This window comes from Pseudomonas sp. GW-45, assembly GCF_056896675.1.
This window is the reverse complement of record NZ_JBXHBH010000002.1, coordinates 38,815-63,818: the sequence shown is the minus strand read 5'-3', so window position 1 is coordinate 63,818 and position 25,004 is coordinate 38,815. Positions and strand designations below refer to the sequence as shown.

24 protein-coding genes are annotated in these 25,004 nt (G+C 50.0%); 13 read left to right on the top strand and 11 right to left on the bottom strand.

The features are described 5' to 3' along the window. Nucleotides 1-81 precede the first annotated feature (81 nt). On the top strand, nucleotides 82-297 hold the full coding sequence (locus AC1XYH_RS19375) for a hypothetical protein (protein WP_483326588.1): 216 nt from the start codon (nucleotides 82-84) through the stop codon (nucleotides 295-297). Between the two features lie 95 nt (nucleotides 298-392). Here the strand turns inward: AC1XYH_RS19375 and AC1XYH_RS19370 are convergent, their stop codons facing one another. Genes AC1XYH_RS19370 through AC1XYH_RS19350 form a run of 5 tightly spaced genes read right to left on the bottom strand, consistent with a single transcriptional unit; the run spans nucleotide 393 to nucleotide 10,602 of the window. After that, nucleotides 393-6,845 (bottom strand): hypothetical protein, encoded by a 6,453-nt coding sequence (locus AC1XYH_RS19370; RefSeq protein WP_483326587.1) that lies wholly within the window; start codon nucleotides 6,843-6,845, stop codon nucleotides 393-395. A gap of 14 nt (nucleotides 6,846-6,859) precedes the next feature. After that, nucleotides 6,860-7,660 (bottom strand): hypothetical protein, encoded by an 801-nt coding sequence (locus AC1XYH_RS19365; RefSeq protein ID WP_483326586.1) that lies wholly within the window; start codon nucleotides 7,658-7,660, stop codon nucleotides 6,860-6,862. An 11-nt stretch (nucleotides 7,661-7,671) separates the two neighbouring features. Beyond that, on the bottom strand, nucleotides 7,672-8,838 hold the full coding sequence (locus AC1XYH_RS19360) for a hypothetical protein (RefSeq protein WP_483326585.1): 1,167 nt from the start codon (nucleotides 8,836-8,838) through the stop codon (nucleotides 7,672-7,674). A 9-nt stretch (nucleotides 8,839-8,847) separates the two neighbouring features. Beyond that, entirely contained in the window at nucleotides 8,848-9,954 is a 1,107-nt protein-coding gene (locus AC1XYH_RS19355; RefSeq protein WP_483326584.1) for a hypothetical protein, read from the bottom strand. Nucleotides 9,955-9,963: 9 nt separating this feature from the next. Further along, nucleotides 9,964-10,602: a hypothetical protein gene (locus AC1XYH_RS19350; RefSeq protein ID WP_483326583.1), complete on the bottom strand. Its 639-nt coding sequence runs from the start codon at nucleotides 10,600-10,602 to the stop codon at nucleotides 9,964-9,966. Nucleotides 10,603-10,833: 231 nt separating this feature from the next. On the opposite strand from AC1XYH_RS19350, the gene AC1XYH_RS19345 reads away from it, so the two are divergent. The 4 genes from AC1XYH_RS19345 (at nucleotide 10,834) to AC1XYH_RS19330 (ending at nucleotide 14,705) form a co-directional block, all read left to right on the top strand. Continuing rightward, the gene (locus AC1XYH_RS19345) at nucleotides 10,834-11,073 is read left to right on the top strand and encodes a hypothetical protein (RefSeq protein WP_483326582.1); all 240 of its coding nucleotides are present in this window, start codon (nucleotides 10,834-10,836) and stop codon (nucleotides 11,071-11,073) included. A 372-nt stretch (nucleotides 11,074-11,445) separates the two neighbouring features. Further along, nucleotides 11,446-12,048 (top strand): hypothetical protein, encoded by a 603-nt coding sequence (locus AC1XYH_RS19340; RefSeq protein WP_483326581.1) that lies wholly within the window; start codon nucleotides 11,446-11,448, stop codon nucleotides 12,046-12,048. Between the two features lie 359 nt (nucleotides 12,049-12,407). Then, nucleotides 12,408-14,135: a hypothetical protein gene (locus AC1XYH_RS19335; RefSeq protein WP_483326580.1), complete on the top strand. Its 1,728-nt coding sequence runs from the start codon at nucleotides 12,408-12,410 to the stop codon at nucleotides 14,133-14,135. A 63-nt stretch (nucleotides 14,136-14,198) separates the two neighbouring features. After that, nucleotides 14,199-14,705 (top strand): hypothetical protein, encoded by a 507-nt coding sequence (locus AC1XYH_RS19330; protein WP_483326579.1) that lies wholly within the window; start codon nucleotides 14,199-14,201, stop codon nucleotides 14,703-14,705. Nucleotides 14,706-14,760: 55 nt separating this feature from the next. Here the strand turns inward: AC1XYH_RS19330 and AC1XYH_RS19325 are convergent, their stop codons facing one another. Then, nucleotides 14,761-15,873 (bottom strand): hypothetical protein, encoded by a 1,113-nt coding sequence (locus AC1XYH_RS19325; RefSeq protein WP_483326578.1) that lies wholly within the window; start codon nucleotides 15,871-15,873, stop codon nucleotides 14,761-14,763. A 119-nt stretch (nucleotides 15,874-15,992) separates the two neighbouring features. Here AC1XYH_RS19325 and AC1XYH_RS19320 point away from each other — a divergent pair, with 119 nt between their 5' ends. Both AC1XYH_RS19320 and csrA read left to right on the top strand, forming a co-directional pair. Beyond that, nucleotides 15,993-16,481 (top strand): hypothetical protein, encoded by a 489-nt coding sequence (locus AC1XYH_RS19320; RefSeq protein ID WP_483326577.1) that lies wholly within the window; start codon nucleotides 15,993-15,995, stop codon nucleotides 16,479-16,481. Further along, nucleotides 16,475-16,660 carry a carbon storage regulator CsrA gene (gene csrA, locus AC1XYH_RS19315; protein ID WP_483326576.1) on the top strand — a complete coding sequence of 62 codons (186 nt, stop codon included), beginning with the start codon at nucleotides 16,475-16,477 and terminating at the stop codon, nucleotides 16,658-16,660. Before AC1XYH_RS19320 ends, csrA begins: the two co-directional genes overlap by 7 nt. A 101-nt stretch (nucleotides 16,661-16,761) precedes the next feature. On the opposite strand, the gene AC1XYH_RS19310 is transcribed toward csrA, so the two are convergent. Genes AC1XYH_RS19310 through AC1XYH_RS19300 form a run of 3 tightly spaced genes read right to left on the bottom strand, consistent with a single transcriptional unit; the run spans nucleotide 16,762 to nucleotide 18,880 of the window. Continuing rightward, nucleotides 16,762-17,820 carry a tetratricopeptide repeat protein gene (locus AC1XYH_RS19310; RefSeq protein WP_483326575.1) on the bottom strand — a complete coding sequence of 353 codons (1,059 nt, stop codon included), beginning with the start codon at nucleotides 17,818-17,820 and terminating at the stop codon, nucleotides 16,762-16,764. A 12-nt stretch (nucleotides 17,821-17,832) separates the two neighbouring features. Further along, a complete protein-coding gene (locus tag AC1XYH_RS19305) occupies nucleotides 17,833-18,246 on the bottom strand; it encodes a hypothetical protein (protein WP_483326574.1) in 414 nt (137 codons plus the stop codon). A 1-nt stretch (nucleotide 18,247) separates the two neighbouring features. Beyond that, nucleotides 18,248-18,880, bottom strand: coding sequence for a hypothetical protein (locus AC1XYH_RS19300; RefSeq protein WP_483326573.1), 633 nt, complete (start codon nucleotides 18,878-18,880; stop codon nucleotides 18,248-18,250). A gap of 177 nt (nucleotides 18,881-19,057) precedes the next feature. Between AC1XYH_RS19300 and AC1XYH_RS19295 the strand changes: the two genes are divergently transcribed. The 5 genes from AC1XYH_RS19295 to AC1XYH_RS19275 all read left to right on the top strand — a co-directional run bounded on the left by AC1XYH_RS19295 (nucleotide 19,058) and on the right by AC1XYH_RS19275 (nucleotide 22,524). After that, nucleotides 19,058-20,818 (top strand): DNA cytosine methyltransferase, encoded by a 1,761-nt coding sequence (locus tag AC1XYH_RS19295; RefSeq protein ID WP_483326572.1) that lies wholly within the window; start codon nucleotides 19,058-19,060, stop codon nucleotides 20,816-20,818. Next, the gene (locus AC1XYH_RS19290; protein ID WP_483326571.1) at nucleotides 20,818-21,075 is read left to right on the top strand and encodes a hypothetical protein; all 258 of its coding nucleotides are present in this window, start codon (nucleotides 20,818-20,820) and stop codon (nucleotides 21,073-21,075) included. The genes AC1XYH_RS19295 and AC1XYH_RS19290 overlap by 1 nt, the downstream gene beginning before the upstream one ends. 10 nt (nucleotides 21,076-21,085) lie before the next feature. After that, nucleotides 21,086-21,724, top strand: a complete 639-nt coding sequence (locus tag AC1XYH_RS19285; protein WP_483326570.1) for a hypothetical protein — start codon at nucleotides 21,086-21,088, stop codon at nucleotides 21,722-21,724. Next, nucleotides 21,721-22,173, top strand: a complete 453-nt coding sequence (locus tag AC1XYH_RS19280) for a hypothetical protein (protein WP_483326569.1) — start codon at nucleotides 21,721-21,723, stop codon at nucleotides 22,171-22,173. The genes AC1XYH_RS19285 and AC1XYH_RS19280 overlap by 4 nt, the downstream gene beginning before the upstream one ends. 78 nt (nucleotides 22,174-22,251) lie before the next feature. Further along, nucleotides 22,252-22,524 (top strand): HU family DNA-binding protein, encoded by a 273-nt coding sequence (locus AC1XYH_RS19275; protein WP_483326568.1) that lies wholly within the window; start codon nucleotides 22,252-22,254, stop codon nucleotides 22,522-22,524. Nucleotides 22,525-22,597: 73 nt separating this feature from the next. Here AC1XYH_RS19275 and AC1XYH_RS19270 read toward each other — a convergent pair whose 3' ends face one another. Continuing rightward, entirely contained in the window at nucleotides 22,598-23,146 is a 549-nt protein-coding gene (locus tag AC1XYH_RS19270) for a hypothetical protein (RefSeq protein ID WP_483326567.1), read from the bottom strand. Nucleotides 23,147-23,363: 217 nt separating this feature from the next. Beyond that, a complete protein-coding gene (locus AC1XYH_RS19265) occupies nucleotides 23,364-23,927 on the bottom strand; it encodes a hypothetical protein (RefSeq protein WP_483326566.1) in 564 nt (187 codons plus the stop codon). A gap of 161 nt (nucleotides 23,928-24,088) precedes the next feature. Here AC1XYH_RS19265 and AC1XYH_RS19260 point away from each other — a divergent pair, with 161 nt between their 5' ends. Then, nucleotides 24,089-24,982, top strand: coding sequence for a ParA family protein (locus AC1XYH_RS19260; RefSeq protein ID WP_483326565.1), 894 nt, complete (start codon nucleotides 24,089-24,091; stop codon nucleotides 24,980-24,982). Nucleotides 24,983-25,004: the final 22 nt, after the last annotated feature.

Below are 25,004 nucleotides of genomic sequence, written 5' to 3'. Positions count from 1 at the left end.
GTGATGGTTGCTTGCTTTATGGGGCCGTTAATAGCGCTTGCTGGCCCTACCGCAGAGCCCCAATGTGCTCAGGTAATATGCTTGTCACCTGCTGATGGAACGCCTGCACCGCCAGAGTGCGGCATGATTCGTCAGGTGTACTTCAACATTAGGGTTTTCAATCCCTACTACAACCCTTCTGCGACATCCAACCTTCGTCATCAGTACATTGCCGTGTGCAGCACTGCGCGCACAGTGGATCTGAACAAGATCACACAGAAGTACGGCACCCTCTTCTATGATCCTATGGTGTACTGATAAACCGGGAATGCCAGAATTAGGTAGGGCGGTATAGGTTGAACCTAAACCGCCCTTTTTTATGCTCGCGAATCAGCCACAGCTTGTCCCAAACTTTACCTCATCCCTTGGTGCAAGAGCTTGGCTTGGTGGCCTTCATCAAGCTCGTAGCCAAAGTCTTCAATGCGGCTAACAAGGTCAGCTGTTTTGCTTAGGATTGAGATTCGAGACGTATCAAAAATCACGTTGTTGTAGGAATGCTCAGAGTCTTTGTTACGAGTAAGCCCATCTCTGTATTTGATTCCCTGTACGCCCAGGCCAGCAAGGCTTGAGCAAGCAAAATCCTCGGCCACCAAATCCTTTTCTGATCGCATCTTCAATGGATTGATGAATAGCGATTCGTAAAGCACCTCACCAGGTTCATCGGCCAAGATGGCTTTAGCTAGCTCATCTCTAAACTTTAGCGGCAGATCAGAGCTGCTGCCGGCGAGGGTTTGAAGAGCATTTTTAACCAAATCGGATTGATCCGAGAAGGGTGAATCGAGCAGAAAGTATTCTTCGTCCTCGATGTCGATATCTAGCAGATACATGAGCCCAGACGGTATTGGTCGTTGGATAGTCAAAGGCCAGTAGGTTGAAACAAACTCTGCAGCGTCTTTGGTTTTTCTCAGGTTCCACTCGGCGTCGAAGAGCTGAGACGTGAGATGTCCGTGCTCATCAGTGGTGGTTAGCTTCTCTTCGATTGCTTTCACAACCGCTTCAGCGGCTTCGATGTTTGTGACTGATTCTAAATGCGTGTGGAAAGCCTCTAACAGCTCAGCATCATCCATCTCATTACGGACAAACCAATGAAGCCTTGACTCGATGTGGTGAAGCCCTGATCGCATAGCACCATCGCTAAGATCGTTAATCTCGTTGAGCGCCCTAGCGCCAGTCACGGGCATGACCTTGATATCACGGGTAGCATGTTTGTTGTCCATCACGCCCTTGCCAACGTGTTCTAGTATCTCGCTAAACTCAGGGTAACTATTGCGTACCGATTCTTCGTGATAGGGCGAAAATGTCATGATGTTTAGGTAATGGCGTAGCGGAGCTTCAAGGGTGTTCACGGTAGGCTCAACACCCAACAGCTTATGCAGTGCATTAGCTGATTCTAAATATTGAGGGTATTGGGCACAGATCTTTGGCACGACATCTTCAATCATCGCTTCCGCTGTTTCGTACAGGATGTGCTCGTAGAAATATCCACTGGTCTCGAACATCCGCTGATAATACGCGGCTGTGGGTATTTGGCCTGCAGCGTAGACACCGCGTCCGAAAACTTGAGCGCCTTCACCTGTTCCCATCTTTGATAGATCGAATTCATCGAACTCGTGCTTGCTTCCGTGGAACGCCAAGTGAAACCGTGAACCTGTACTTGCTTGCTGGGTATGCTGAGCCAGCAGGGATGTTTCTTTGTTCCATAAAACCAGCTCACCTGAGTCGTCTGCCCCGTTGATGCCGGCTTTCTCTAGAAGCGCTAACGCCTTGTTTAAGTCACCGTGCGTAGCTGCCGCAAGCCAGACTACTTCCATACCGGTAATGGGCTCGGCATCTTTGAGCGTGACAATGCCATTTAGCCGCTTGCGCAACCCATTACTAATCTGATCCTTCCAAGGCAGTAGGTTGTGCTTATTGGGTACTGGAAAACGCTTCATCTGATCTGACTGATTGCGAATATCGTTGAGTGCGGCCTTGGTAGCCTGAATACGCTCTTCGTTACGCTCTGGTGCCTTCTGAAGCCAGACCATACGGTCTTTAAGCAGAGTGATACGGTCTTCGAGGGAGCGCACAGTATTTTGGGCTTGTTGCGACATGTGCTGGCTTGCCTGATTGCCCTCACCACCAATGCGGTAACCCCTAATAGCATCGAGGTTGAAATTGGTTGAAATAGACTTTTGCCCTGCTTGAAAGGAGAGCTGCAGAACCTTATTGCGATTGGCAGACAAATCGGTTTTTGAATACCGCTTGGTGCTCTGTTTAGCCATTGTCTCAGGATGGTATGGCTGAACTTTAGAAAGGCGTGTGCTGGCGCCGGCGTTATCGTTGGTGATGACAGGCATTGGCCTGCCACTAAGCATTTGTGACTGGTTAAAGATTCGATATTCGTTAGTCAGCTCTGAACCGTGTTCGACCGCATATACGGCGCCGTCAAAGCCTGCCTGCTTAAGCTTTTCGACCCACACGGGGTTATCGAGTATTAAGGCGACCGGGATTAATGCAGGTTCAAAGACAGAACCGCTTATACCTGCAGTACCGGTAGCTTTTAGCTGCCCGCCTCCTTGGCCCACGCGCAAGAAAACGTCAGCGGCCATTTCATGACCGACAGCACTCTCTAGGGCGGTTAGCGTAATGAATGGGCTCTTATATGAGGCACCAGGTAGCGGGTTTTGTACGGAGATATAGCTTGGCGTTATTTGGTGGTGTGATGGCGCTGCGTCATTTTGATGTGATTCTGCTTCATCCCATGCATTACTAAAGTCTGTGAAGCGCTTAGAGCCCATCCCTGAGGCGAACAGCAACTCAGCCTTGTCGTCGGCCATTGATTCAACTGAAAAGAGCACCTTGGGCACACCAGCGGCATTGACGGCATGTGTCCCTTGGCTCCATTGCTCGAAGTTATCCCTTAGAGGTGACACTGAGCTAGCGGCCAATGCGTCATTCGTTGTGAGGCTGAACAATGGCAGGCCCACTTGAACGCGCTGGCGCATTTCATCGGTAACCGCATACCCCACAAACTGCATAGGCATGCCATCGTTGATGCTGGCGCCCAGGTTGTCGAATGTCACCACATCAGGCTTTGTTTTCACTGTGCGTAGTAAGTCGCGCAGGGCTTGAGGAATAATCTGATCATAGAAGGCAATCATCCCTTCTCCCCCGATACTCAAATCAAGGCCAGAGTATGAGTGTTCACCTTGGGGCTCATTTCGCATGCGTTCGGCCAGCTCTTTGCCGACTAACGCAGGCAGAGAGCTAGCGCTGACAAATCTGCTGAGCACTATCGCGCTCCCATCACCCCCGAATGCATCAACTTGAAAGGTATCCGAGCTATCACGGAAGAACTGAAGCTTACTGACGCTGTTGCTCAGCTCGGCCCGCTTAGCTGATTGCACGCCGTCTATAAAAGCCACCTTGTCGTAACCTTGTTCGGTGGCATAGGCCATGATTCTGCGTAAGGCTAATGAGGTCCATGTTTTTGTATTTTGGACAAAGGGGCCAGTAGGTAGCTGATACCCGTGCTCATCTTCATAGCCCTCATACTCAAACTTGACCTTGTTCTTCAAGCGCACCAGGTATTTCTTTGCCTCGGCTTCAGCGCTTACATCGGCTGTGGCCGGCTTCATAACGAAGGGTTCACCGTCTTCAAAGATGATGAGGAAATTATCATCAAACCCAACTAGGTCATTCCCATTAGTCTCGTTGGAGGCATTGCGAGCTGAGAGCCAGTGTTGAGCTTGGTAAAGCTCCATACCCTGTGAGGTAACAAATTCATGCCCCGTCATGATTCGAGCCTCAACCACGGGCACCTTAGGCTGAAAGTCATTCATAAAGCCGAATTCGCGGCCTTCCTGAGCCCAGTCAGATTGTATTTCTTCGATGAATAAAACAGATTCACCGTTGGCATCCACACGGTCCTTCATCCGTATGTGTGCCAGCACATTGCGTTCGTCCCAATGTGAGGACTGATAGCCCCGGTCTTTACCGAAAATACTTCGGTAGCTTTTCACAGCCCCTGAGTAGCTATCGGTTTTAATCACCGTCTTACCTTGAGGTGATGTGAGGCTGAATGCTGGCTCACCTTTGCTTGCTGTTGCGTCGTGCGCAATCACCCAACCTTTTCCCAATACCTGCTTAAACGTTAGCAAAAGCTCACGGTAATTCTCACCCTGAGGCAGCGTATAGACTTCGTACTTGGTGGTGTTTGAGTTGTGCTTGCGTGTGTCATTGCGCTCAGCAATTAGCGCATTGAACCAGCGCAGCGCGTAGCTAGTGACCTCTTCATGTGAGTTGAAGTACTGCTTTGAAATGAGCTTGTTGTCAGAGGGGCTGTTTGCTTGCCAAAACTCATCGTTATAGTCAGCAACCGTAATTTGTTCGGGAGTAACCAGGGGCTCAACTTCAGTAGAGAAGGTAGCGTGTTCAACTTCCTCAACCTGTAGGCCGTTTTTGTCAACAAAGCCCACTAAGTCAGCAACGGAGACCTTGGACTTTTGTAAGCTCAGCCATTCGTTGATACCAACCCATTCGGCCTCTTCTTTCTTGAATGCCCCATTAGACTGCTGGGAGGCCAACCAAGATTTAGCTTGATCAGCGTTTATCAATCCGTTCTTGTCAGCAATTTTGCCAATTTGGCTAATGGTCTGGCCCAATGCAGACTTATACCACTGGCGCCCAAGGCTAAACAAAACAGGCGAGCTGGTTTCATCAGAAGCATTGCTAGGCATAGGTGATGCTTGATCAGGGTCCAATACTTGCCATACCGTGTTGGCATTGCCTGATCGGATATCAGCGTAGATTGCGCCATCAAATCCAGCGTCTCTCACTAAACTGATTGTGTTGCTGCCCATCAGCTTGCTGACTGGAATATGCAGAGCATCCAGGCTCAAGCGCCCATCTTCAAACACCTCAGCCAGATCTGAAAAATCAGTATCGTGTACTAACTCTTGCCACACGGTAGAACCATAAATCTCTTGCTCGTTGAGCATCATGATAAAGCTGGCGCTATCGTCGCCCAGAGCCTCACGCAGCTGCTTGAAGGAGATGTATGGGTCAGTAGGTGTGTTCACTATGGGATTGGTCAGGCTTAGCGCTATGGGCGCTAGTACAGCGTCCTCAGCAAGGCCAGCATCGACAAGTTGATGTAGCGCCTCAATAGGTGCAAAGGTAAGACTGTCTCGCGCCAGTTGAAATAGAGGCCCAGCTTCATCAGGCGCTGGGGCGTTAGAACGAGGGGAATAACGGTCAAACAAGGCCGGGTAATCAGCTATAGCGCATGGAATAGAGCGTTTAGCCAATGTCCCAGCCTGCATGGGAGAATTCGTGTGCTCTACTCCTACCGACCCCTGCCCTTCCTTGTAGTGCTCGATGACAGTCTCATCAGGAGCTTCATCGCCGGCGTTCTTATAGATGACTTGGAGTGAATGACTACCATCAGAATTCGGGTATGCGGCCATAGCTAGGCCCGCTTCGGAAAGTTGCGCGGCTACTTGGATCTCTGTTTCGGTCTGTAAAGCCACTTCAAGTAGTTCACCGGCCAGCGGAATCAGATGCTCACCCATTTCACCAGCGGCCATGCGAGCTATTGCAGGAGTGTATTCATCCAATAGCGGCGCTATGTCGTAAGCACCCGCTGCTTGCAGGCCATATAGATAACCGGCTAGTTGTTCCGCGTCGAGGGTGCAGAGGATTGCTTTTCGCTCATCAAAGGATGAGTCAAACAGTTCACCCAGTACCGCGTGATCAAGAGCATCGACCCAGCTAACAGCGTCATCGCCGTTGAAAGGAACGTCACCAAGCTCAGCAGCTAAACTGTTTACAGATTCACGGGCCAAAGCTGCGATGTCTTGCGGGCGCAGTGTGAAACCATCTAGCTCATTTATCTCTTCTAGCCAGCGCGCAACAGGTGACCGGAAAAGCCAGGCACGAACCTTACTCAGGCATTGCTGACCCAGTGCATAGCCACTGTCACCACCGTGCATAGCTACTTGGTCATTAGCCACCTTCTCAATCAGGTAGGCAAGGTGCTCACTACTTACGTTCGCGTCGGGTGTGTTGCGCGGTACGCGCATTGCCGCCCACGTAGCGTAGGCATCACCTTCTCTGAGCAGCTTGCGGAATTGCTGGACCATGCGGCCATAGTCATTCCCCAACATCGTTGCCATACCGGCATGCTCACCGGCCTCATGCAGGAATATACCGGGCGCCGTTTGAGCCGTGATCTTGTTGGCCACCATGTAGATCGAACCATCAGCAGTTGTTGCTGCAGCAATTCGATTCAGCTGGTGTGAGTATTCGCCCTTGAGGTGGTCGGGTAGCTCAGCTTCGCTTTGCAAAATATGGAGCTTGTCATGCTGGCGCAAAGCATCAATGACGGGTTTGCCAAAATGGTGCTCCAAAATAGATTGCAGGTTGCTTTGGGTCAGGGCTCGTTGCTGGACTGCAGAAGGCGGCTTAGGGGATGTCAGTGCGCGCTCATGGTGAAGGAAAAGTGATGGGTATATAGATTGCCAGAGGGTGAAGCCATCATCAGCTGATAGAGCGCTGTTGTCCTGCAGAAGCGGTTTGATCAGTGATTCAAAATCATCGTAGCTGGTGTTAGATACTAGCCAGAGGTCTGCAGCCTGATTCCGAACGGCTTGATTTGGTTTTTCGTTGAGCTGGTTGGCAATGTCATCGAGCCAGTGAGGGGGCATAGTGTCGGCTACCGAGGCGCGCAGCGCCTTAAGGTCATTCTCCGCAAATAAACTAAGAAGTCCTGCTTTGCGCACTTTGTGATTTAGCACCAGGTTGTCTTTGTTCAATTTGCTCATGACGCCCCCAAGATTTAGTGAAAACGTGGCCCAGGTGAAGGCTTAACGTGTGATTCTGCTGGCGCCTCTACAGGCGTATCGCTGGACTGGTTTACAACCGGCTTCATCGAGTCATGGACATTCAGCTGTTGCACTGAGATACGATCAATCAAAGAGGTCTGCATTTGTTTCAGATAAAACAAAGCGCGGTCGGGATTGAGGTTGTCCAAGTCCATGCTGAGCAACGCGCGCTCATGGCCCTTCGTCATTTCCTCGGCAGCACGTAGCGACGGCTTCATTTGTCGCTGGAATTCATTCATGAAGCTGGCAGCTTTCTGCAGGTGCCCGCCTTGGTTATGGCTGAAGATTGAGGGGTGATTGATCTTGCGCCGGTGAGCGTGCTCGTATGCCTCTTGCATGTGCGCGCCCTCAGCATGCTCTTCGCGGGTTCCTGCCCATTCGATTTCATCCATGATGGGGCCGCGACTGCTGTTACCGCTTATCACCATAGCCACTCGAATCATGTTCCAGTTTTCAGGGTCGGCACCTAAATTGATGGCCTGCTCACGGGTAAGACTGTCTGAGCCATCAGGGACCACCACAGGAATAATCTGAATGAGGTCGGCGCTACGAAATCGGTCATCTACTGCCAACTGAACAAAGCGTTCTAATTGTTTTTTGTCTGACAGCACATGGACAGGGCAATCAGGCGAAATGTCGGCATCCGAAGACCAGCGGATCTCAAAGCCATCGGCATTGCGCGCTGTAGGAGCTTGAACAGGAACGCCCATGCCTTTGACTTGAATTAACACCTGATTTTTCATGTTGTAGGTCATTCTGTTGTCCTTTATCCCAGACGCGGAGCAGCTGACGCCGAAACGTGATCGGCAAGCCCAATCTGGTTGAGTTCATCCTGATTACAAACGATAGAGTTTGAATCCGCGATTTTGGTGAATAGATCGCCTGTAGGGTATTTGCCGTCGATTAGGTCGATGGCTAGGTAGACGCTTGTTTGGTCTTCTTGCGCTGTGCTTATGAGAGGTATAAATCCCTCAGGGTCCATTGCCGTTTCAAATGAAGTCAGGCGGTATTGGGCAATGACAGTCTTCATTTGAGCCGGCGATAAAAGGGTGTTTTCAAAGATCGGTGTAACATTGCCATCGGCGGACTCTTCATAGAGCCCAGCGCGGGCGATGTTCTGATGCATGCCATCACCAGTAATAAAGCCCTGAAGCCCCGCTAATACAGTTGCTTTGTGTTGGCCTGCTTTGATGAATGCCTTGTTCGTGGTGTAGAAGCCATCACCATCGGTGTGAAGGTTGCTCGCAACGGCTTGGGCTGCGTGAAACGTTAGATCTGGTACGCTTTTTAGCCGACCGAACAGTTCAGGCTCAGCCAACACCAGTTCAGTGAAGAGCGTTACATGATCAGGCGAGCGAGCGCCGTGGTATGCGCTAAGTAGAAAGCCGGGGAAGTCGGCGCTACGTGACTCACTATCAACGACATAACGCTCACTAATGTGGTCCATTGCAATCAAGATACTTTCTAAATCGGGGGAGCAAGGAAGATGGTTGGTGCTAACCAACTGCTCAATTGCTACCGATTGATCGAGATTGAGAATTCCTGCAATCCGTTCCGCTGCCTGCTCGGCAATTTCACTGGGCATTGCCATTGTACTGTCAGCACCAATCAGGCTTTCAGTGGCGTTAGCAACAAGGGCTCTGCAGGCTTCATTGACCGCGATATGAACGGCCAGGAAAACCGGAATTGAAGCGCCACCGGCAGTCACTGATTCGCCCATCTGCTTGCGCATAGCGCTTCTCGCTCTAATGGCGGTCATGGCCATTTTTGAATCACAGTCCACAGCACCCCATCGCAAAGTCCCCTTATCCAAGCTCGCACGATCCACGAGGATGACTTTAGGATCAAAGGGTGAAGCGTAGGCAGCGACTTCGCCCTCAAAACGCGGATTACGAAACAGAGAAGGAGCGTACTTGTTGGCTGTAGTTGACATGGTGACTCCCTAAACGGCCTGTTTGATGGCCGCGAGTGATTTGTTGTAATTGAAGTCGAGACAGAACAGGTTGCAGAACTGGCGAAGGCTCTTGTCTGTGAGCGGTTCACCGTTTATTTCCTTTAAAAATATGGCGCTTAGGAATTGGCGATCGCTCGTGCCAGACGGCACGCTTTCAGACGCTCGGAACACGGCTGTAGCAAGGCCATCTATCACTTCATAATTCCCTGCACTGAGCTGCGCGCCAGCTATGTAGCCCGCTAGTGTTGGCTGGTCAATTACTGTAGTGCGTGCATGTGTTTTGACCTTGGGGGTCTTACTGCTGACCGCATTAAAAGACAGGCTTAGTAGTTCGACGCCGAACTCGTAGAGCATTTGAGAAGCATTGCCCGAGTCGCCAACCAGGTAGTCATAGTTTGTCGTTGTGCTAGTGCCTTCACGCACAGCGTTTAACCATTCACCCAAAGATCGACGCTCAGCAGCATGCGCAAAATCACCCTTAAGTTTGCGATTAACAAGGGATAGGATTTGAGGATCAACAGCGTCCATCGCTTTGAGTAGCTGAGGGTGTTGCGTAAATACCTTTGCGATTAGCTTTCGGTATTGGTTGTCATTTGTAGTGAGCCCCATCGCCTCAACAAGTAGGCTAGGCACCATACCGAGTCTGTCATGTGCCACACGCACAAGAGCTTGGTTGTTGGCTGCAAAGGGAGAACTTGGCATCAAGCCAGCTTCGCAAAGCAGCTGAGTGCAGGCTGTATCATTGAGATGAGCGAGACGGATCATTGTTTGCAACGATTGCTCTGAAGCAAACAAGCGGCTAACGAATGGCATCAAGCGGTGCTGTTTGGCAGCAAGGTTGGCAGTCAGGTGCATGAATTGATCAGCAATCAGGGTAGGCCCAACGCCCGCGGATTTTAGGTGGTTGCTCGCGAGCTTATATGCGGCCAAGGCGGTATCGGCATTGTGGTCAATCAAAAGGGCGGGATGCCAATAGAACGAGCCACGCTGTAATCGCGCTGTATAAATTCGATGGCCGTCGCCGTTGGCTACAACCAGATATTCGCCATCGTACTGCGGTTGCTTATAGAGGTCTGGAATTACCTGATCGGTCATGACTAAGCCTTATCGAAGATGGTGTGATTTGGTAGGCGCCTTTTCATCGACACACAAAAAGCGTTTGGCTTTATCTATGGCGGGAGAGGCTAATTCTTCATCAAGGTTCTGATCGGCCAGCATTGAACGCATCCAGGTATCAAGATGGTTTGTGAAATGGCGTACCTGACCTTCATTAGCGAAGCTTGATGCTGAGACGCCTGCGACATCGAGCGAGGAATTGAGACCTTGGGCCAGCAGCATTGGCGCCAGCATGCTTGCCATACGATTGATAAGAGGCAGTTGGCTGATTGGCTGGTGGTGCAGGCTATGGGAAATGGCGGCGAGTTCATCAAGATCGACGGGGTAAACATTGATGCTGTGTGCCAAGTCGAGCGCGGATTCTTTGGTCACCGGCTCGCCAAAGATCGAATCCACCATCATGCGGTAATGAACCAACTCACCGTCACCGGGAACGATCCCACCAGCTAAGGCACAAGGCTGGCGCTTGGATATCAGCATGGTATCTAGCCCATGCCGGGTAACCAGAGCCTGTACTTGGAGCATTGAACGCGGCTGTGTCGATTCAACGGTTTCTTTGTATGGCGTCCGCGCATAACTCAAATGGGCGAGCACAACAGAACAGGTCACAGAATGTGATGAAGACATGGCCACCTTGTCCGAAATAGCTCCGTGAGAGCGATGCATTAGGAGCGGCCAAGGTGAGACACTGGCCGGGTTATTATTATATTATGTCATTGTACCGCTTAAATCTAGGGCGCTTAGCAGCTGAAAGGCTTATACCCATTGGTACGAAGCCAATTTGCATCTGGAAAAATTCTGGTACATTGAAACTACAATAATGACGGCCAGCGAGCCGCAGATAACGCGAGGTGAGTGATGTTTCTGAACCGCTTTGAGCACCTAGTACGGTCAGGGAAGGTAACGATTGTTGGACGCCCGGATGGCATTCACGTGGCTGGTGCAAGCGGACTAGACCGTTTGCGTAGTCGATTTCTAGGTATTGGTGAGCGGCATGCGCTGGCTGGCATCTATCACCAGGTAAACCCAAAAGCCCCGGCACGTATGGCGTTCGTCATGCCCGCTGACTCTCAATGCGGCCATCAACAGCACTGCTGATGGTGTTTGATCCACTCTAGCGACTGGGCGGAACGCCAACCGCCCATTCCCTCCCCCCAGCCCGACCGTTCCCACCAAGCCGATATATCACCAGCGCCAGCACGCCATCGAGCGATACCCGTTCAGGCCTGCCAATCACTATAAAATTATACCATCCTCCATACTGGCTACCGAACATCAACACCCATGCCTTCCTGACCGCCCGTCCCAGCCGGAGGCTCCGCAAAAACCCGGTGTTTCCTTTATATGCCGCATTCTGTGGGGGTTGCGCCGCGAAAGATAATCTTGGGAGCAAAGATTGATTTTGCTGGCAATGTCGGCTTGCTATCTTATAAAGTAGTATTGAACCGTTAATCTTTGGTCACAAACACTATGAATGCTGACAAAAAACCCGATCTTGGAAACAAGAAAATCAAACCGGCTACGCTGACCAGTGACATGCTGTCAGATATGGTGCTGGATCATATTCTTGATAACGGTCATCTCTTTATTGAGGGCAAACCTTCAACCAGTACCAATACTGAGCACTTCACAGCGGTACTCGATTCGTTGACTCGCTTGGCACACATGGTGGCCAAAGAAGCTATTGTGAACAGGATGAGCTTGTCACCTTTGAGTTCATTTGCGGACAAGCTTTCACCGGGTGACAAATCAGATCCTGACGTTGCCAAGTATGAGCTTCGCTATCGAATTCTAGAGCAGTATGGTGACAATTATCCTGTCAAAGATGACATCTACGATTACAACGAAGCCGTTGATATCTATGGTAAGGATTTCCTTGATACCTACTGGGGTGAGCTTGGCGAAAAATGCCCTCAGATGGTATCAAGCAAAGGTAATCGTCAGCTGTGGTTTAGCGTAGTTCGTTACCCGCTTTCATCGCTTGAGGCCAAGGAATCATTGGCTGCAAAGCTCGATTTGCCCTCAGAAGATAACCTGCTCAATAAGATCACCTCAGCGCCAGGTTTCAATTAGGCCTAGTGAAACGGCCTTCTCCCCTCCCCGCAGCAAGCTGTTCTATTTGTATCCAAATTCAACCTTGGGATCATGTTTTGGGTTACCAAAGACGGGTTTTTGTGGGGTTTAGGTTTGTCACCAAAAGGGCTTTTTTGGAAACAAGAAACCGCTTTGTGGCCAATGTTATTTCTTTGCTGGCGCAGACCAGCGCGCGACGATTCAAGTCAGACCCACACGGAACCACAGAAAGAACTCAGGGTGCGCGAGGCGCACGGATGGGGTGGACTGTTAGGGGCTAGTATTGAGGATGGTATAATTATTATGGCTAACGTATGTAACTGCTGGTGCTGCACGGGCTCTTTCTTCGGGGGTGCCCTATGTCTGGATTGATGCCGCTAAGTGATGTCTTTGAGGTGACTAACCGCTACCACATTGGGATTGAGATAAGCGGTAACTACGCTAGGCTGATCAGCCAAAACAATAAAGGCAAGTCTATAGCACGCCGCACACTGGCCACGTCCTCAGTACTCGATCCACATGCATTAGCGTATCTCCTGACGAACGACATTCTTTATGCGGTTGATCAGGCTATCGCTGGCAAGGCTAAATTGCGTGTGCGCGACCTGTCAGGTCAATGCGACGGTTGCACCGTTAGAGTGTCCTTAACCAACAACATCATCCATAAGCTACCGATTACTCAGTGGCTGCTGGCGCTTAAAAGAGCTGCAGCTTTCAGTTCGTTTAAGCCAAAGGCACCCTCTACCGCTGAGCTGAATAAGCTAACCTTCAGACACTTCACTGCCAAAGGGTCGAGCCGGGTCGTATTGGGTCTAAATCTAACGCTGCGGATAGATTCAGCCCGTGGCTTTCGACGGTTGGTCGCCCGATACAAACCAGAGGGCGAACCGATACACGAGGTCTATCTTGCATCCTCTTTAGCGCTTTTAAGTACCAAATCCCTAAAGCAGAAATTATTGCCCCTTGTATCGCGTGCTCTCGATGATAATCATGGCACTGGCCTGACTTTTTTATATTTGGATTACGCGCCGGGCTCCTCAGCAAGACAGATCATAAATGCATTGCCTATCGCTAGCTGGTTGGACACATTGTTAGAGGCATCTCGATTTAGTCCTCTCACTTGCACAGGGTCACATGTGCAATGGACGGATGATCTAAAAACACCCAGATATTTGCTGTGCGAAGACAGTGATGGCGCCACCAAAAGTGTCACGCTGGCCCCAGGCTTACGCGTTATCCTTGAAAAGCTGGGCACGGCAAAACGTCTTAGCGTTTATATCTATGTTGCGCGAGGGTCAGTAAAACAGTACGTCTTGTCGTCTTGCTCTAATCCCTGCCCTGCAGAGTTGGAACGGGTGATGCGCAAAGCCATAGACCAATACCGGGGCTTGAAGAAACAGCCGGCGCCAAACGTTCGTGATTTGCCATTAAGCCAATGGTTAGCGTTAACCGCTCATCCTCAAACTCGAAATGACTCTAATGCCGGCTCTTTGCCGACCATCTCAAACAGCATGGTTCGCTGGCAGATATCAGCAAACGTTCAGCTCGTTTACCGAGAGCGGATCGACAGACCTTGCCTTGCTCTTCGGGTCAGAAGTGACCCCTACAAAACCGGCACTTATTCTGAGACAAGGCTTTGTTCTATTCCCTTGATGGACTATTCGGACGTATTGAGCAAGGTCACGCAAGCCGTCCTAAATGACATGCTGAGCTTACCTGCAGCAGCTGATGATTACGCAATCCCGTTGGTGACGCTAAATGATACTCAGAGGGACAGGAGCGCCATCGTTAGAGCCGTTAAAGATCTTCCGTGGAACCTGATGGTCAGCCATTACGACGAAGCTGTGTTGTGCATGCGGATGAACGGCCATCGCCGCAGAAAATATCCAAGTCTCGATCAAGACATGAGGTGGATTAGCCACGTAGGCCCAGCTTCCAACACTGGTGCATACGACGCTTGGCACGTGCTTATTGGGCACTCACGCATAGGCCAGGGAAAGTTGTTTTATTGGAAAAATGGTTCTAAGGATGCGCTATACGAAGCGAAGGTTTGGCGGGACCAGGTTGAAAAACAGCTTCAAGAGTGAAGCTCTATAAGGTAGTAGATTCAACAACCTCTTCAATCAAGCGTGGCAACGAATCATAGGTTAATGATCATTTCGTTTGATCGCTGGATATTATGTGATTGTAGAAGTATTCTTCTACTTGTTGCAGGAAACATAACCGTGAGGTGGCTATTGGCTAAACATTCTTTTGAAGCAGTTGCTGAACTGGTCCCTCTTTCAGTCGAGGAATTTAAGCAGCTGCTTATTGATCGAGGCTGGGACGCTGGCCAGCTCAGTATTCGATGGGGCTTAACGCGCCGGCGTTTGGATCAGCTGATCAACGACGCTGACCGACCGCGATATTATGACGATGCTGTGCGAAGTCTTCCGGTACTACCTGGTGCAGCACAAACTCTGCCAGATGATCTAACCCAATCAGAGCTGGCGATCATTAAGAAATTACGCAAAGAACCGATCAGCATGGTTGAAAATAAGAACGGTTGGTCACCAACCAGCTATCTGCGTGGCACCGCGCGTAACGACTACCTGCAGCTGATCGAGAGAACACCGCGATTGGTCACACTCAAGAAAGGTTTCCTACAGCTGGTGTGAATCAGCAGTGGGCAGATACAGCACGCCGGGAGAACGACCCGAGCGTGCTATGCGCTCAGCTCATTCCGGTCGAGGTGTAATAATCTCCCATCGCAATGCGCGTTAAGAATTGTTTACTCAGTTCCTCGGTGGGCTCCGCTCCAAGTACACCATCTAAGCCGTCGAGGTTTGCGATCCATACTTGCGCCTCTGATTCGACGTACTGAAGCCGATGGCCTTCTATTTCTACCGCCTTACCTGTCAGCAAATCAGCTGTTAGCTCTGCAGGCGACGGTAAATCAATTTCAGACCATGCGCCTCGGCTAATGCATTCGCTAGCGCGTGCTTGGCTCCGCGAGTTACTTGGCTGGTCCTCAATGAACTTCAAACTTTCAATAAGGCGAGGACCAAAACCGCCTGCAGCCATCAGTAGGTGATCATGGCTATCGAAGAAAGCTTGGAATGTGCGGCCAATTTCACACATGGAAAGCAAAGCTTCAAAGAAGAAGCTCGCGGTTCCATCAGAATATGGCAACTGCTTCATGCTCGAAATCGGCTTGATGGGACTAATCCCAACAAAGGCGTTTAAGCGACGACCAGGTTCGCTCAACATTTCGATATCGGTATTGCTGTTGAGCTTTTCAAAGCGAGTGGTGTTGCCTGTCGTGCGATGGAACGTTATGCGCTTATAGACTGCAGCATAAAGACCCACGGAGAAATGGCTTGCGGGTTTACACAGGTGAATGTCGCTACCTGTTTTTAACTGATGCTTCGACCAACTCCCCTTCCCCGCCAGCGTCTCGTTGACCGCTTCAGGAAGGGATTCATTAGCGGCTATCGACCCGTCAGGATTTTGCCAGTAATTCACCTCGGAAAAGTAGTCGTAGCAGATGACCAAATCAGTGCTCGATTCGGCGTTGTGGTAAAGCGACATTGCGGCTTCAACCATAGCCAACAAGGACGCCTTCGTCTCGCCGTGGGCTCGCAGCTCACCTTTGACTACCGCCGTATAGTGAGTCTGCGCATCATCACCGGAGCTAGCTACAGCGTCATTAAAGGATATTTCCAATTCATGAGGTAATTGGCAGCTGAACTCTCCTTCACTGCTGACATACACCACGCTTACGAAATGGTGAACATGACCGTCATTCGCTACAAGCCTGAAACCGTGACTAACAAGCTTTGCCACATTCTTCTCCTATTGCTTGATGTTGTATTCGACGTGGGCCGTGTTTTATTCAACACAGGCTTGACCGTTTTATTATTTAATATCATTATACAACACAAGACAAGAACAAGGAGCCTGTCATGACACACACATCTAACGAACGCCATCAGGATCTGATAGCGAACAAAGAAGCGCTGTTTAGGGCGGTTTCGTTGGCCGTACTAGCCATTGCACCTAGTGCAACGTCCATCTGGTGTTTCGGTTTGAATGTCATGGCCGACAGCCGCAATTCAAAACGCGACTGGGACTTCATTGCCATGCTTCCACCAAGCTCAACGCATGCTGAGGTTCAAGCTCTTAATGATTTGAACTCGCCTCTAGCAAAGCTTCGGAACATAGCTGGCCATCAAATTGAGGTGCAGGCTTTACGCATAGATGAGCAGTCAAATTTTGCCATCTTGTTACGACGAGAAGGATTTTCAATCTGGTCCCAAGGAATGACCATCGAACCGGTCACCAGGACTCAGGAACCAAAGCAATTAGGTAAAACCTACAACGAGTGCATCTTTAAGCTTCTGAGCTGCACTCACTACGGCGCTGAAAACAGTAAAGGAATGCAATCATGCTAGTACTGACTCGTAATATTTGTGAAAGCATCATTATCAACGAAGAAATCACAGTAACGATTTTGTCTGTGAAGGGTGGTCAAGTCCGAATCGGTGTGTCGGCGCCCAAAGAAATTGCTGTGGACCGCAAAGAAATTTATGAGCGCAAGGTTGCAGGTCGAGAGCTAGCAAGCGCAGTTTAACAACCAGTTCATTGATGTTTACCCGGCTTCATCGCCGGGTTTTTTTTGCGTCTAATTCACAGACTGCTGAATCCCGAAGGGTGCTCTGACTAGAACGACTATCAGTTTTTCACGAAGTCCCAAATAGCTTTTTCTTTGTAGTCATCCAGCCATTGAGGGTCTTTACGATCCATAAGCACCTTGATGCCATCTAGGTAATTCAACTCCCTGCCTGCCATCTCATTACCTTTCTCAAATGAGAGCTTGAACAAAGCATAGGCCATTGCTTCATTCTGCAAATTACGCTGATTCTGAGGTCTGAGCATAATGGCGTTAGCCCGGTCAAAGAGCTGCTGTGCTGTTGGTGGGCTATGGGAAACCGTAGTGCTATCTGAGTGTATCGGGGTCTCATCGACCACATTAACTTCATACATTTCTGCAGGCAGGCCCGCTACCTTGGCCAGCTGCTCAGCTGCATCACTGTCTCCCAACTCAGCTGCTTCTCTCAATAGCTGAGCACCAGTATTGATGTCCTTGGCTACACCATCGACTAAGCCCGCGTACCACATACCCAGCTCACGCTTTGCTCTGGTGCTGGTTTGCGCAGCTAATGTCATTCGCTCAACACCCTCATTTATATTTGGCGGTCCAAATTCGCCGCTCAAGAGCATCCGACCAAGTACACGCTGGGCTTCGGCATTACCTAATCCTGCAGCCGCGTTGAGATGCAACTGAGTCTGGTCTATATCGCGCTTAAGGTGAGTACCTTCAAGGTAAATCTTGGCCAACTCGTAGTGGGCGCCGGCGCTTGCATAATTGGAGGCCGAGCGCAGATTAGATACCATTTGGTCATACTCCCCACGGCGCTCATTCCATCTTGCTGACTCAAGGTACTGTGCTGCCAACTCAGGGTATTCAGTACTCGCGGCTTCAGTAACTGGTGTCAATTCAGATGCATTCCGTCCTGCGCCTCCAACAACATACCCAGGGCGCGGCATATCTCTGTCTTCGATCAGTGGATGGGCTGATGCAGGCCCAAAGTCAGAGTTAGTGATTACATCCCATCCCTGAGTCGCGTTGGTGTTCTCTGCAGACTGTGCGAAGGGTGATGAAAGGAGCCCCGCGCCAATGAAAAAAACCGCCATAGAGGCGGTAGGTTTTTTGAGTATTTTGTTTTTCATTTGATCCTCGTTTTACAGGGCAGCTTCGACATAGCCTATGAACGTTGCCTGATCAAGTTTGTGGATCGGGTGCAATCCAGAAACCAGAGGCTTCAGCACCGGGCCATCAGACTGGATATCTCGTAACCCGACGAACAAGACATCACCTATGGCATGGCACTCAACCTTAGTACTGCCATGTGCAGATACGAGACAGCTAACCTCATGAGACGGGTTAATCAGGTACGAATTAATTCCCTGATACGCCTTGATCAACGGCTGGACCCAGAACGTGTTCTTGCTTACACCCATATTCTTTGGTGTTGGCAAAAACTCAGCGTTATCGGGAATTTCGCCTGTCGCCACAAAATCGCTAATTGACGCTAGGTTGTCGAGCAAAGGTCTGGCAACGGTTATCGCTGCGGTATTGGTCTCTAAACTGATCATGTTAACCAGCAACCGTTATCAAAGGGATTGTCGGCATGCCGGCATGGTCTGACTTGAGGGCCAGCCATTCGTGCTGGAGACCGGCAATGTTGTACGTTCTGCTCAACCGGTTGTAGGTCGAAACCAGCGTCATAAATAGCTTATTGGTCAACTCAACGTGATTTCGCAATATGACATTAACCGTAGGCTCAAGCTTGTCAAAGTCGTATGCCACTACCCTGCAGCCCTGAACAGTCGTGTTGCTCGTTACCTGATTTACACCGGAAACATAGACGACCAAACCTAGCGCGTCACATCGCAACTCGATGCTATTTTCAGCGAATCGTCGCAGCTCTTTGAGCTTGTCGATGAACTGACCAGCCATGTGGATCGGCTTGCCAGTAGGAGTATATGAAATGGGCATGTTGTAAGGGCCAACTGAGGGCCCTTCACCACCAGGACTTTTAGAGTTTTTTGCCAATGGAGCATCACCAAGAGATTTAAAAACCTCACGGATACCCTGAGCTGCGTTGATGACCTTCTCACGGTCTTCATCACTCAGCTTAATGCTGTTTTTTTCATTTGAAGCAGCTGGCTCACGCGATATCGCATTTTTCGCTGCTGAGGGCTTAAATTCTAAAACTTTTGCGTTCATGGGCTCGTTCCCTCTTAAACATCTCACCATCTACAGCTGAAGACCGCTAACCGCTGTTATTTTATAATACGAAATAACACATTTAAAGGTTTTTATCTATCGGAACCCTTATTTTATAGCATATCTAGCGTCACGTGATATTCTCGCCCTATGGTTTAATAACACTTGGTGACAGCTATGAAAGGCTATTTTGTTAAAAACATCGGGCAGAATCGCGGCAAACCACGCATTTGGCTTGAGAACCTTGCTGTGTCCTCAGCTGATATGAAGCCAGGTGATCGTTATGACGTTCATATCAAAGGTGGAACAGTTGTTTTGCGTGCCTGCCCTGATGGGTCGCGTGTCATTAGCGCTAAAGAGAACAAGCGCACTGGTGAAATGAATCCGGTCATCGACATCAACAGTCGTGAGCTGCTAGCGCTGTTCGATGGTATGTCCAGCATCCGACTTGTTCAGCGCAAAGGTGAGATTTATCTACTGCCGCTGGCGAGCGAATTGCGCAAGAAAGAACGATTAAACCGAGTAGCAAACAAGATCCTGCACGGAATCCCTTTATCTGTTGGCTCCCTGTCCCACGGTGGAGGGCTGCTATCAAACGCGGTTCATGAGGGACTAGATCGTGTTGGCATCAAAAGCACCAATTGCTTTGCGAACGAGATACGACCAGAGCTGCTTGATCACTCGGCACAGAATTCAGGGACGTGGGACAAAAACACCATAGCCGTAGGCGCCCCTATGCAAGAATTTGCATTCGATGATGCCGCTATGAGACACATACCGAAAATGGATCTAATCGAGGCAGGTTTACCTTGTTCGGGCGCTAGTGTGGCAGGCCGCGCCAAGCGTGGTACCGCTAAACCTGAAGACCATCCAGAGGTAGGCCACCTTGTTGTTGCAGCTCTCGTAATCATCGCGAAAGCGAATCCTGCAGCATTGATCATGGAAAACGTAATTCCATACGCATCATCAGCTTCAGCAAGCATTTTGCGGAATCAGTTAAGCGAGCTCGGATACGAAATTCACGAAACCATCCTAAAGGGCGAAGACTTCAACGCTCTGGAACACCGCGAACGCTGGTGCATGGTTGCTGTAACAAAAGGCATGCATTTTGACTGGGACATGCTTCAAATGCCGGAAAAAAAGGAGCTGTTGCTTTCAGATGCTTTGGATGATGTGCCTTTAGATGACCCAATGTGGAGCGAAATGAAGGGTCTCAAAGCTAAAGAGGTTAGAGACAAAGCGGCAGGCAAAAACTTCATGATGCAGATCGTCTCTGGTGAAGAAAATCACATTCCCACACTGACGAAGGGTCTGGCAAAGAACAGATCGACTGATCCCAAGATCCAACACCCTACTAACCCAGATCTTTTGCGAATGCCTACGCCTGCAGAGCACGCACGGGTAAAGCAGTTCCCACCTTCGATTGTGGCTAACTTGAGCAAAACACTGGCTCATGAGGTTCTAGGGCAAGCCATTGTTCGAGATCCATTTGTTGCTGCCTCCGAGCTAGTAGGCAACTCGATCACCCAATTCGCCTTGAGCAACGAAATTAACGATGTCGCCACGCTTATCAAAGAAATGTCAGTTGAGATACTGGATAGCTCAAGCATGGTTGTATCTGAAATCCGTGGGCCAATTGCAGGCGTTACCTACGAAGGGCCAGTGTCCATAAATGACCTTGGCATGGTGGTGCAGAACATTGGGAACGGTGTTGGAATTCTTCATAAACATGACGCCCTGAATGGCTGCATGCTTGGAGAAGAATTGCGAGTCAAATACCCCAGCGTTAAAGCCGTTCCCGTTGTAGATCACCTCTCTCGCCCTGCCCCAGCAATGACTGAAGTATTGACCGATCATCTGGTGCATGAAGAGCAGAAGTCTAAGCAGCAGTTCTCCGCAGAATCTACACCCCAACAATCATTCAGAGGGATGCGCTAATGGTCCACTACGACACGCCGGCGATCCACGATTTAGCGGATGAGCTACAGGCCTGCATGGCGGTCATTTTAAATGCCCGCACCATTAAGGCTGATACGAAGGCCTTCCTACATAACCAGGGGATGATTTACGCCTCATATTTGTCTGATGCTATCAACGCATCCCCTGACAAGGCGCCCTCGAATCTCTCAATCATGTGTGAGCTGATCAACTCTTATTGTGATCTTGTAAACGCCGAACTGCCGGTAGCGGCCTAAGGGAAGTGTGATGAACTCAGAATCAGATATGGACCTTGACCAACGCCTAGCTTCTAAATCAGCGGCCATTTTTACTTCATTCGTGAAAAGCATGGCGACCATTGAGCCTACAAAAGCCGCATTACTCGTTACAGGGGGCATTACTCCCTTCATAGGGTACGGCCTAGTGAGTGAACTAGCCTTGCTTCAGCAAGTCTCTACAGCAGGGCCAGAAGCTGTCTCAGCGTACATCGACGCAATGCCTAATGGGGCGGTTGAGATGCTTGTGGGGAGCCTCAAGGGCTCACTGGCGACTGATGGCCTGAATACCCTTGGGAGAACCGTTGTTGCGCTTGCCACACTGCCAGCTGTGGCCGCAGTAACAGCTAAGATGTCTAACGTGTTCAGCGGCCTCAAGGACCAGGTTAAGTCATTGCAGGATGAAAATATTAAGCTCTCTGGCTGGTATGACCCGAAGACAAAGCGCGAACAGAATACCCAGCAGGCGCGTGAAGCAGGAGCTGGACGGGGGGCAACACGCCTTGAGGACAGCAGTGTATCGACACACGAACGGTTTACACGCGCGCTCAGCGACTTTAATGAACGAATGAACACCAGCGTTCTTGATGACGAAAAGCCTGCCATCAAATACAAAGGCCCTACTAATTGACCTCTATTACATCAACAGCAATCAACACTGCTACAGCATTAACCATCGCGCTATTAGTACAGCTGACTATGGCGGTGGTTGGTGCGATATATCGGAGGTCTGGTTTGATGATGCTCTCTACCCTCATCAGCTCGGGCACTCTTTTCTACTGTGGCATGGCGTTACGAAGCGAGACTACTAGCCTGACCATTTATGCCTTAGATGCATGCATTGTGGGGGGCGCAATTGGTTTTGGTGGTGTCATCGCTTTTAGAATTCAGCAACGCATAACCACACTGGCTTTATCAGCATCCATTCAGATAGGGATTGGCTTCGGGGCAGTGGTTGCTCTCATGTTCAGCTGGTGGGCTGGATGGGCGATGCTCGCCGGGGTAGTAGGTGTTGCGTTTAGCATCACCGGGTATGCATTGACCATGCGCGCGGGCATGGAGCCCATGAAAGTTGATTAACTCACGACCTATCGCAACGTAGGGTAGCCAGGTGCTTGCCCAGCGCAAATAGCCGTATAACTAAAGAAGGTGACCGTAGTGAATAAACAAGATTTGATTACCGCGATGTCTGAACAAACGATGATGACAAAGGCTCAATGTGAAGGCGCATTGAATGCCCTTCTCGATACCGTATCTAACACGCTAGCTAGGGGCGAAAGCGTTTCATTGATCGGCTTTGGTCGCTTTGACGTTCGCAAGCGTGAAGAGCGGTCTGGTCGCAATCCCCAGACAGGTAAACCACTATTGCTGCCGGCTAAGAACGTGCCTGCATTCAAGCCAGGTAGCCAACTCAAAGCCGTTGTGAACTAACCGTACCGATATCGCATTTTAAAGGGAGCTGAAGCTCCCTTTTTTATTGGCACCATTGTTTGATCGGTGACCTTCATACCACGGGACATGGCCGCGTATATGTCGTCTCTGGATTTTTCAATTTCTCGATTTTGAGTGATTCCCTGTCGAGCGGTGTCCGCAGCTGAAGAGCACCCGCGAGAGCATCGGTCAGCATGCTGGGGGATTGGGTCGCTTGTTTGTGGCTCACTCTGAAGGGAAGCCAGTCATGCTGGGAAAAGAAGAGACCACGCTCCCTGTCGCTATGATGAGCGTCAAGATGGGCGCCATGATGAGACCAGCCATCGACTTCAATGTAGATCCGATATCGCGGGAGGGCGAAGTCGGCGCGGTATCTCCGACTCTCAAAGGGGATGTACTCACACACGATTTCACCACCATCAAACCAATCGCCAAACGCCTGCATAAGAGCAATACGAACCGTAGCTTCACCTTTGGATTCGGTAGGCACTGGCAGCTTTTTGATTACCTTTTTGGAATGCTCTTTACCAACTGTTTGAGCTTGCTTGATTTGCCTAGCAATCGAGGGATTTAACTTGTTCTCACTAAGAAGCTTATCGACATCGGCATTACTTAGGCGCATGGAGTGAACTCGGTTATTTCAAAAGATTGGGGGGGGTTAATGGTGTCGTGCGCTGGGCGATTGATGCCGGTGCGGTGATGCTGCAGGACGGATAAAGAGGATATTGGAGAGGCGCCATAGCGCATTGAAGAATCTCACCATTAGCTACCCTTACACCAAGCAGCTTAGCTGCTCGATGCATTGGGTATTGTGAGAAGAAATAAGGGCATCTGTTGATTTAACCTGGACCGGGGCCACGTTGGTAGGACAAACCAGTGGGCTCCGCACCCTGCGCTGGCTGAGCATTCAAAGTCAGCTCAAGCGATTGCTTGTCAGCCAACTTCTGTTTCTGGAAGCTTTGTTGCAAATCATGGAGGTCTTTGGAAATTGAAGGCGTCTGTGCGCCCCCATCCGCGCCCGCCATTTTTACTTCCGTGTGGACCGCTTTCAGCTCCTTTAACGAGTTATTGCAACGGCTGTACAAGTCTCGGGCTTGGTTACGAATCTCAAGTTTCTCGATAGCCTTATTTTCGAGCTTGGCTGAGGTGTAAACAGCACCAGCGCCGGCAGCTGCGATAGCTACGGCAGCAATTGGAATTGATGCAGCCAATGCTGTGACTGCGCCAACGCCAGCAATTGCCGCTACTGCCCAGCCACCAAATTTCAACAGCTTGGCTGTCTGTGGAGACATAAACTTATCATTTTGAATCTTGTCACGAAGATCACGCATTATCTCTTGCGTGTGACGTGCCATGTTTTCAACGTGCCCTAGCTTTGCAATATCTGGTGAAGAGTTCATCAAACACCTCCTTTTTTATACCGTATTACTATACCACACAGCGTAAAACGTTCAAGTATATTGGCCGCGTGCATCAAATCAGTGTTGCGCGTATATCAAATGCGTGTAATTATTCGTGTAACAGAAATTCTTAACTCGTACATCAGAATAACAAGGGGTCAGCCTTGGCACATGCGCCGGTAGTCGTCAGCGTCAATCACAAGGGAGGTACTGGGAAGACCACAACCAGTCGTGTTCTCGCCCAAGCTCTTGCGTCACTGCCAAAGTACAACAAAGGCAAACCAATTCTGTCGGTGGATTTAGACCCTCAAGGCAACACCAGCCGTCGATGGAAGCTGATGACCCCGAACGATGATGGAGTTAGCGTACCTATCCCTCATCCAGAGCTTGATGGTCAGAATAGCTCTATTTGTGATTTGTGGCTCAACCTGCTCGATCAGTCCAAGCCGAACCTTGCACCTGAGCCTTACGAAACAAGCAATCCAATGATTCATGTCGTACCGGCTAATGAAGAGCTGATGTACGAGATGATTGGCATTGAGAAGGCCAAGCGCCCGTTAATGGGGCGTGCGATGCGTGAGTGGCTGCGCTCAGCTGATATTTATGAAAAGTATTCTTACGTGATCATTGATACCCCGCCCAGCAAAGCAGCGCTCAATGAAGCCGCTTTAGCAGCGGCTACCCACACCTACATTCCTTTCATACCCGAGCCACAATCGGTGGAGGGTGTGTTTTCGATCTTCAGCTATCTGTATGCCCAACAACAGCAACGCTCAAGCAACGACCCATTGGTGCTTTTGGGTTTCTTGCCGAACCTGGTGCAACGCACGCGATTACATAATTTGCACCTGAAGCAGTTAAGGGATCACACGAACTTTTCCCAGCACTTGATGAAGGTGCAGCTGAATCGCCGTATCGGATATGCAGAAACTGACGACTCTCTTTGCCAGCCAGATCAGGTAACCGACATGGTAGGCACCCAAATTGAATTTGAAGCGAACCGCTTTGCTAAATACATTGCCGAGCGCGTGCGCGAAACTATGCCGGGAGGGCTCTAAAGATGGCTAAAGCGAGAACCCT